Origin of the sequence: Curtobacterium sp. PsM8 (assembly GCF_030433875.1) — a bacterium.
Taxonomy (GTDB): Bacteria; Actinomycetota; Actinomycetes; order Actinomycetales; family Microbacteriaceae; genus Curtobacterium.
On the sequence record NZ_JARUXD010000110.1, the window covers coordinates 1 to 7,329 of the forward strand.

A 7,329-nucleotide genomic window follows, 5' to 3' on the forward strand; every position below is an offset into this window, starting at 1 on the left:
ACCACATTTTTTTTTAATCACACCGCCACCACCTATAAAAAAAAATATAACTTTTCGGCGGCCGGGTCATTTGTTTAAAAGCCACAGCCACACACACCACCACCGTCCCCCCCCCCGCGGGGGGGGCCCCCCCCCGGGCGGGCCCGTCGGTCCGTTCCCCACCTCGCCCACCCACCTGGCTACCTGCCTGCCTGCCTGCTCACCTGTCGCCCCCTGCCTGCTCATGCCGCACCTGCTCAACGCCCTGCTGTCCGTCCTCGTCGTCGCCGGCCTGCTCGCCGGTCCGAGCCTCCGGCCCGGTGTCGGCCTGCTGCTCGGTCTCGCCGGGTCGACGATCGCCAACCACGTCGTCTGGCTCGCGTCACCCGACGTCTGGTCGCACGCCGTCGTCCCCTGGCTCGCGAGCGTCGGCGGCGCGCTCGGCGCGGTGGCCGTCTGGAGCCTGCTCCGGAATTCGCCCGACCTCGCCGAACTCGTGGGAGCCGACGTCACGGGACCGGCCGACCCCCTCGACGACGAGGACGAGGACGAGCCGGCGGCCGGCCGCATCGACCCCGTGAGCGGACCCCCTGCCCGACACCCCCGGCCGGCACGATCGTGAGCCGCGCGCGCACTCGCTCGCTCGCTCGCCGCGCGTTCGTACACTGGGCTGGTGAACCGCGAACCCGACTTCCTCTCCACCCTGCAGCTCGAGGACACCGGAGCGAGCACCCGGGAGACCATCCTCACCGGAGCGAGCCACTGGTCCCCCGGCGGCCGGGTGTTCGGCGGACAGGTCCTCGCGCAGTGCATCGTCGCCGCGCAGACCACCATCGAGGGACGCGCCATCCACTCGGTCCACGGCTACTTCCTGCGGCCGGGGGCCATCGACGTGCCGATCACGTTCGGCGTCGAGCGGATCCACGACGGCCGGTCCTTCGCGACGCGTCGGGCGCAGGCGTACCAGAACGGCGTCCCGATCTTCTCGATGATCGCGTCCTTCCAGACGCCGGACGTCGGCGCCGAACACCAGGACCCGTTCCCCGCGGACGTGCCGGATCCGGAGTCGCTGCCGTCGGCTGCATCCGTGCTCGCGTCCATCGACCACCCGACCGCGCAGGCCTGGGCGGAACGGTCCATCGACATGCGGCACGTCGAGGGCTCGGTCTACGTCGATGTGCAGGGCGCGCGGGTCGCACACCAGGCGGTGTGGTTCCGCGTCGAACGCGACCTGCCGGACGACCCTGCCCTGCACCGCGCGGTCCTCGCCTACGCGAGCGACCTGTCGCTCCTCGAACCGATCATGCGTCGGCACGGGATGGCCTGGGGCACGCCGGGCGTGAAGCTCGCGAGCCTCGACCACGCGATGTGGTGGCACCGCGATGGGCGGGCCGACGAGTGGGTGCTGTACGTGCAGGAGTCGCCGAGCGCACAGGGCGGCCGAGGCCTCGCGCTGGGCAGGATGTTCTCCCGCGACGGGCGGCTGCTGGCCACGGTCGCGCAGGAGGGCATGATGCGCGTCCCCGCGGACGACTGACCCGAGCCGGCTCTGGCCCCAGCCGGCTCTGGCCCCAGCCGGCTACTGACCCGATCCGGCTATTGACCCGAGGCCGGTGACTGGCCGAAGTCGGGCGGACGGCGGCCGATGAGGCCCGACCGCCAGACCGATCAGGGCCGGGCCGCACGAATCACCGGTCAGGGCCGCGAGAACGACACCGGCGGCTCGACGTACTGCTGGCAGGCGGCACGCTCGACGTCGGTGAGGCGCCGCGGCCGGTTGGTCTCCGCGTCCACCAGGACGAGCGTCGTGGTGGCACGTGTGTAGAGCTCGGCCGGCTCGTGACCGACCGGCGACCAGACCTCGTACGAGATGTCGAGGCTCGCCCCACCGATCCGCCCGATCCACAGCTGGATGTCGAGCGGTCGACGGAAGTACGGCGTCGAGGCGAGGTACTCGAGGCGCTGGGCCGCGATCACCGTCATGGTCCCCGATCCGGGCCGGCCGTCGATCACCGGCTCCGGCGCGGACCCCGACTCGTCGACCTCGTCGGGGTCCGGCGCCCAGAACGCCAGCACGCGTGCTTCTTCGAGCAGCCGGAGCATCGCCGAGTTGTTGACGTGCCCGTAGGCGTCGATGTCACTCCAGCGGATGCGGATCGGAGCGTGCAGGCGTGCCACCGGGACTAGTCCCGGGTGAGCTTGCGGTACGTCGCGCGGCCGGGCTTCGCAGCATCGGCACCGAGGCGCTCGATCTTGTTCTCTTCGTAGGCCTCGAAGTTGCCCTCGAACCAGTACCAGTTCGGCGTGCCGTCCTCGTTCAGGCCTTCCCAGGCGAGGATGTGCGTCGCGATGCGGTCGAGGAACCACCGGTCGTGGGTGATGACCACGGCGCAACCGGGGTACTCGAGCAGCGCGTTCTCGAGGCTGCCCAGCGTCTCGACGTCCAGGTCGTTCGTCGGTTCGTCGAGGAGCAGCAGGTTGCCGCCCTGCTTGAGCGTCAGCGCCAGGTTCAGGCGGTTCCGCTCACCACCGGAGAGGATGCCGGCGCGCTTCTGCTGGTCCGGGCCCTTGAAGCCGAACTGCGAGACGTACGCGCGGGACGGGATCTCGGTCTTGCCGACCTGGATGTAGTCGAGCCCGTCGGACACGACCTCCCACAGGTTCTTGTTCGGGTCAATGCCGCCACGGCTCTGGTCGACGTACGAGATGTCGACCGTGTCGCCGATCTTCAGCGTGCCGCCGTCGAGGGGCTCGAGGCCGACGATCGTCTTGAAGAGGGTGGTCTTGCCGACGCCGTTCGGGCCGATCACGCCGACGATGCCGTTGCGCGGGAGCGTGAACGACAGGTCGCCGATGATGACGCGCTCACCGAACTGCTTGTGCAGCTTCTCGGCGTCGATGACCTGCGAGCCCAGACGCGGGCCGACGGGGATGACGATCTCCTCGAAGTCGAGCTTGCGCGTGCGCTCTGCCTCGGTGACCATCTCCTCGTAACGAGCCAGACGGGCCTTGGACTTGGCCTGACGGCCCTTCGTGTTGCTGCGCACCCAGTCGAGCTCGGAGGTCAGGCGCTTGGCGAGCTTCGCGTCCTTCTTGCCCTGGACCTCGAGACGAGCGCGCTTCTTCTCGAGGTAGGTCGAGTAGTTGCCCTCGTACGGGTAGAGACGGCCACGGTCGACCTCGGCGATCCACTGGGCGACGTGGTCCAGGAAGTACCGGTCGTGGGTCACGGCGAGGACGGCACCGTGGTACTGCTGCAGGTGCTGCTCGAGCCACTGCACGCTCTCGGCGTCCAGGTGGTTGGTGGGCTCGTCGAGGAGCAGCAGGTCGGGCTTCTGCAGCAGGAGCTTGCAGAGTGCGACGCGGCGCTTCTCACCACCGGACAGGTGCGTGACGAGTTCGTCGCTCGGCGGGCACTGGAGCGCGGCCATGGCCTGCTCGAGCTGCGAGTCGAGGTCCCACGCGTCGGCCGCGTCGATCTCTTCCTGCAGGGTGCCCATCTCGGCGAGCAACGCGTCGAAGTCGGCGTCCGGCTCGGCCATCAGCGCGGAGATCTCGTTGAAGCGCGCGAGCTTCCCGTGGATCTCGCCGACGCCTTCCTGGACGTTCTCGAGGACCGTCTTCGTCTCGTCGAGCTCGGGCTCCTGCATGAGGATGCCGACGGTGAAGCCCGGGGTCAGCTTCGCCTCGCCGTTCGAGGGCTGGTCGAGCCCCGCCATGATCTTCAGGATCGTCGACTTTCCGGCACCGTTCGGCCCGACGACGCCGATCTTGGCGCCGGGCAGGAACGACATCGTGACGTCGTCGAGGATCAGCTTGTCACCGACCGCCTTGCGGGCGCGGACCATCTGGTAGATGTACTCAGCCATATCCCTCCAAGTGTAGTGATGACACCGGGTCCCTGTGGGCGCGGTGTCGAGATCAGGCCGCGTCGAGGCCGACCGGGCGCTCCGGCGGCTCGTCGGCGTCGGGGTGCAGCAGCGCTGCGACGGTGTCGTCGGCGCCCTGGTGGTCGTCGGGGTGGGTGTCGTCCGGTGCTGCGTCCACCGGCGGATGCGCGGCGTCCGGGGTGTCGTCGTGGACCTCGCCGGTCTCGTGGTCGACCCGCGGCGACGTCCCGGGAGCAGCGGTCGCCTCGGTCACGTGCCGTGGGAGCCGCATCCAGTTGCTGATCCCCCACGCCAGATCGTGGCCGATGCCCTCGGCGTCGATCTCCACGCTCGTCCCGCCGCGGCCGTCACGCTCCCAGTTGCGGATGCGGAGGCGCCCGGTGACGACCACCCGGTCCCCCTTGCTCAGGGAACGGTTGACGTTCGCGGCGAGGGACCGGAAGGCGGTGACGGTGTACCAGTTGGTCGGACCGTTGCCCCAGGTCGACGTCTGGCGGTCCCAACGGCGGGACGGCGAGGCGAGCCGGAGACTCGTGATGGCGATGCCCGTCTCGGTGACGAGGTGGCGGGGCTCGGTGGCGACGATGCCGCAGACCGTGATCGTGTCGTTCATGCGTCGATCGTCGGCCAGTGCAGACGCCTGCGGGACGTCGACGCCGAGGATGTGGAGAGGAGGCCCCGATCACGCTCCCTGTGCAGGAAGGTGATCGGAGCCTCCAGTCCGGATCAGTGCGCGCGGAACTCCGGCCGGTCCGCGAGCGGACCCATCGCCTTGTGCACCGCGCCCTTGGCGGACTGGAGCGACGGGTAGGTACCGCCCGGGCCACGTCGCCCGTACAGCTCCACCCGGAACCCGTCGGCATCGTGGTGGATGGTGCCCACCGCGCCTGCCGGTCCGACGGCGACCCAGGTCCCCGTCGTCGCGTCCGCGTTCTGCATGGTGTCGTTCGTCATCGTGCGACCACCTCCTCGTGGCTCCGACGCCCCGTCGTGTCAGGACGCCAGGATGTACCGACTGTATGCCTTGCGCACCTTGTTGACCTTGGGGAGTGCGACCGCCAGGCAGTAGCCCTGCCCCGGGTTCTTCGCGAAGAAGTCCTGGTGGTGCTCCTCGGCACGGTGGAACTCGCCGAGCGGTTCGAGCGTGGTCACGATCCCGCCGTCCCAGACGTCGGACGCACGCGCGATCGCCTGCTCGAACAGTGCGCGCTGCTCGTCGTCCGCCGGGAACATCGCCGAGCGGTACTGGGTCCCGACGTCGGCACCCTGACGGTTCAGCTGGCGCGGGTCGTGGAGGGTGAAGAACACGTCGAGGACGACCTGCGCCGGCAGGACGGACTCGTCGAACGTGACGGCGACGGCCTCGGCGTGGCCGGTCGTCCCGGTGCACACCTGCTCGTACGTCGGGTGCGGGTCGCGCCCGCCGACGTAGCCGGACACGACGTCCTGCACGCCCTGCAGCGTGCGGTACACCGCGTCCAGACACCAGAAACACCCACCTGCGAGCACGAACGTGGTCATGGTCAGGACCTGCCTTCCGGGGCTCGGGAGAGCCGTTGCGAGAACTGTCCTCCACAACGCCGGGAGGCCCGTGCGTCTTCCCCAGGTCGGGCTGCGGCCCGACGACATGTCGGTGGTCGAACGTACCTTCGAGACACACCCCACGACCAGGAGGCCCCCATGCAGACGACGACGGACGCCCGGCTCAGCATCCACTCGCCTCGACCGGTGGCCCGGTCCCGCGGGGACCTCCGCATCCTCGACGTGCGCGACGACCTGAGCCGCGTCACACGCGCCAACGGCGAGATCGTCGGGTACGTGGACCGCGTCGACGTTGCCGGGGACACCGCGTACCGAGCCCGTCGGTACGTCGCTGCCGAACGCCGCTTCGTCGAGCTCCCCAACGTCTGGGACGCCGACGACGCCGTCGACACCCTCCGCTGGTGATGATGTTCCACATCGGAATCAGATGCGATGGATGTGCGGTTCCTCCGCCTGTCATCCCCAGACCCTGACCGATCCCGACGTATGGTGCGCGCATGCAGTGGTGGAACGACCTGAACGACTGGACCTCGTCCGATGCGGGCTGGCGCGTGTTGTCGGGGGCCATCATCCCCTTCGTCGCGATCGTCGTCGCGGGCATCGTCGCAGCCCTGATCGGCCGCGCGGCGACGAAGCGCGTCGTCGCACTCCAGGAGCGCGAGGCGAAGAACGCCGCCGTCGCCGGACTCGTGTCCGCCGCGCGGAAGGCCGCGAACTGGGGCTCCCTCGGGCACGACGAACGCTCGTACGCCGACCACCTCGCCGAGGACGCGGACATCCGCCTCCGCCTGCTGCCCGTCGCCGGTGCACCGATCGCGGCGAACTGGGCACAGCACGAGATCGCGGACATCAAGAAGAACTCCTCGACCTTCAGCTTCCAGGCGGAGCAGTCGCTGACCGAGTTCCGCGACCGCATCCTCGAGTGGCAGGCTCGGCCGGCTCGTGCGCGCAAGCTCTTCAAGAGCGACCTCGAGCGCTGGAAGTTCGACTCCCCGGACCCCGACGCCGAGCTCATCAAGCGACAGCAGGACTGGAACGCGGACAAGGTCGACTCGTCCCGCGGCTCCGAGCCGGCGCCCACCCCGACCACGACGTCGCTCCGGCCGGCGCAGCCGACGGTCACGCCCGCCGTGGACACCAGCGCTCGGGCCACTCCGGCCGCCGGAGCCGGTTCCGCGGCCGCCGCCCCCACGCAGGCCTACCCGGACACGAACGCCGCACCGGCCGGTCGCCCCGCCGGTCCTTCGTACGGCTCGGACGCCACCATGCCGATCTCGGACAGCACGGTGCCGATCTCGGACAACGCGACGCGGCCGTACTCCGACGGTGAGACCACCCCGATCCGACCGGCGCTCGGCTCCCCCGCGTTCGGATCACCGAACCGCGGTTGGTCCGCCTCCCGCAGCTCCGGTGCCGACACGACCGACGCCGACAACGCCGACGCGGTGGACGACGTCCCGGTCGGCTCCGGCCGCCCCAGTTCTGCCGACCGCGCGCCGATCGTGCGCGACGAGCGGAACGGTCGGAACGACCTCCCGGCGTCCTGGACCGCGCGCGGCGCCTCCCGCGACGACGACAGCCGCGACGCTCGCGGCAACGACCGCGGCGACGCTCGCGGCAACGACCGTGGCGACTCTCGCGTCGACGTCGATGCTGCCGGCGGCACCAACACGATGTCGATCCCGACCCGGATCGCCGACGCCCCCGCCGAACCCGCCGATGCGAACGAGACGTCCGAGTCCCCGTACTCGAACCCGGTCAGCGCGAGCGAGCTCCGCCGCCGGTCCGACGACGACGAGTGAGCTGACACCAGCAACACCACGAAGGGGGGGGGGGCGGGCCGCGGGGGGGGCGGCGGGGGCGGGGGGGGCGGGGGGCGGGGGCCCCCCGCGCGGCCGCGGGGGGGCGACGCCCCCCG

The 7,329-nt window shown here is 70.3% G+C and carries 9 protein-coding genes; 4 read left to right on the plus strand and 5 right to left on the minus strand.

Annotation, left to right across the window (positions count from 1 at the left end):
- Positions 1 to 223: 223 nt before the first annotated feature.
- The gene (locus QCD68_RS16450; protein ID WP_301223794.1) at positions 224 to 601 is read left to right on the plus strand and encodes a hypothetical protein; all 378 of its coding nucleotides are present in this window, start codon (positions 224 to 226) and stop codon (positions 599 to 601) included.
- A 51-nt stretch (positions 602 to 652) separates the two neighbouring features.
- A complete protein-coding gene (locus QCD68_RS16455) occupies positions 653 to 1,516 on the plus strand; it encodes an acyl-CoA thioesterase (protein ID WP_301223795.1) in 864 nt (287 codons plus the stop codon).
- 158 nt (positions 1,517 to 1,674) lie between these two features.
- Here QCD68_RS16455 and QCD68_RS16460 read toward each other — a convergent pair whose 3' ends face one another.
- The 5 genes from QCD68_RS16460 to msrA all read right to left on the minus strand — a co-directional run bounded on the left by QCD68_RS16460 (position 1,675) and on the right by msrA (position 5,390).
- Positions 1,675 to 2,157 (minus strand): acyl-CoA thioesterase, encoded by a 483-nt coding sequence (locus QCD68_RS16460; RefSeq protein WP_301223796.1) that lies wholly within the window; start codon positions 2,155 to 2,157, stop codon positions 1,675 to 1,677.
- Positions 2,158 to 2,162: 5 nt separating this feature from the next.
- Complete coding sequence (gene ettA, locus QCD68_RS16465) at positions 2,163 to 3,848, minus strand: energy-dependent translational throttle protein EttA (protein ID WP_111075944.1); 1,686 nt, start codon at positions 3,846 to 3,848, stop codon at positions 2,163 to 2,165.
- Positions 3,849 to 3,900: 52 nt separating this feature from the next.
- Positions 3,901 to 4,482, minus strand: coding sequence for a single-stranded DNA-binding protein (locus tag QCD68_RS16470; RefSeq protein ID WP_301223797.1), 582 nt, complete (start codon positions 4,480 to 4,482; stop codon positions 3,901 to 3,903).
- A gap of 113 nt (positions 4,483 to 4,595) precedes the next feature.
- On the minus strand, positions 4,596 to 4,823 hold the full coding sequence (locus tag QCD68_RS16475) for a methyltransferase (RefSeq protein WP_301223798.1): 228 nt from the start codon (positions 4,821 to 4,823) through the stop codon (positions 4,596 to 4,598).
- A gap of 39 nt (positions 4,824 to 4,862) precedes the next feature.
- A complete protein-coding gene (msrA, locus tag QCD68_RS16480; protein ID WP_111075941.1) occupies positions 4,863 to 5,390 on the minus strand; it encodes a peptide-methionine (S)-S-oxide reductase MsrA in 528 nt (175 codons plus the stop codon).
- 159 nt (positions 5,391 to 5,549) lie between these two features.
- On the opposite strand from msrA, the gene QCD68_RS16485 reads away from it, so the two are divergent.
- Entirely contained in the window at positions 5,550 to 5,816 is a 267-nt protein-coding gene (locus QCD68_RS16485) for a hypothetical protein (RefSeq protein WP_111075940.1), read from the plus strand.
- Positions 5,817 to 5,908: 92 nt separating this feature from the next.
- Entirely contained in the window at positions 5,909 to 7,213 is a 1,305-nt protein-coding gene (locus QCD68_RS16490) for a hypothetical protein (protein WP_301223799.1), read from the plus strand.
- Positions 7,214 to 7,329: the final 116 nt, after the last annotated feature.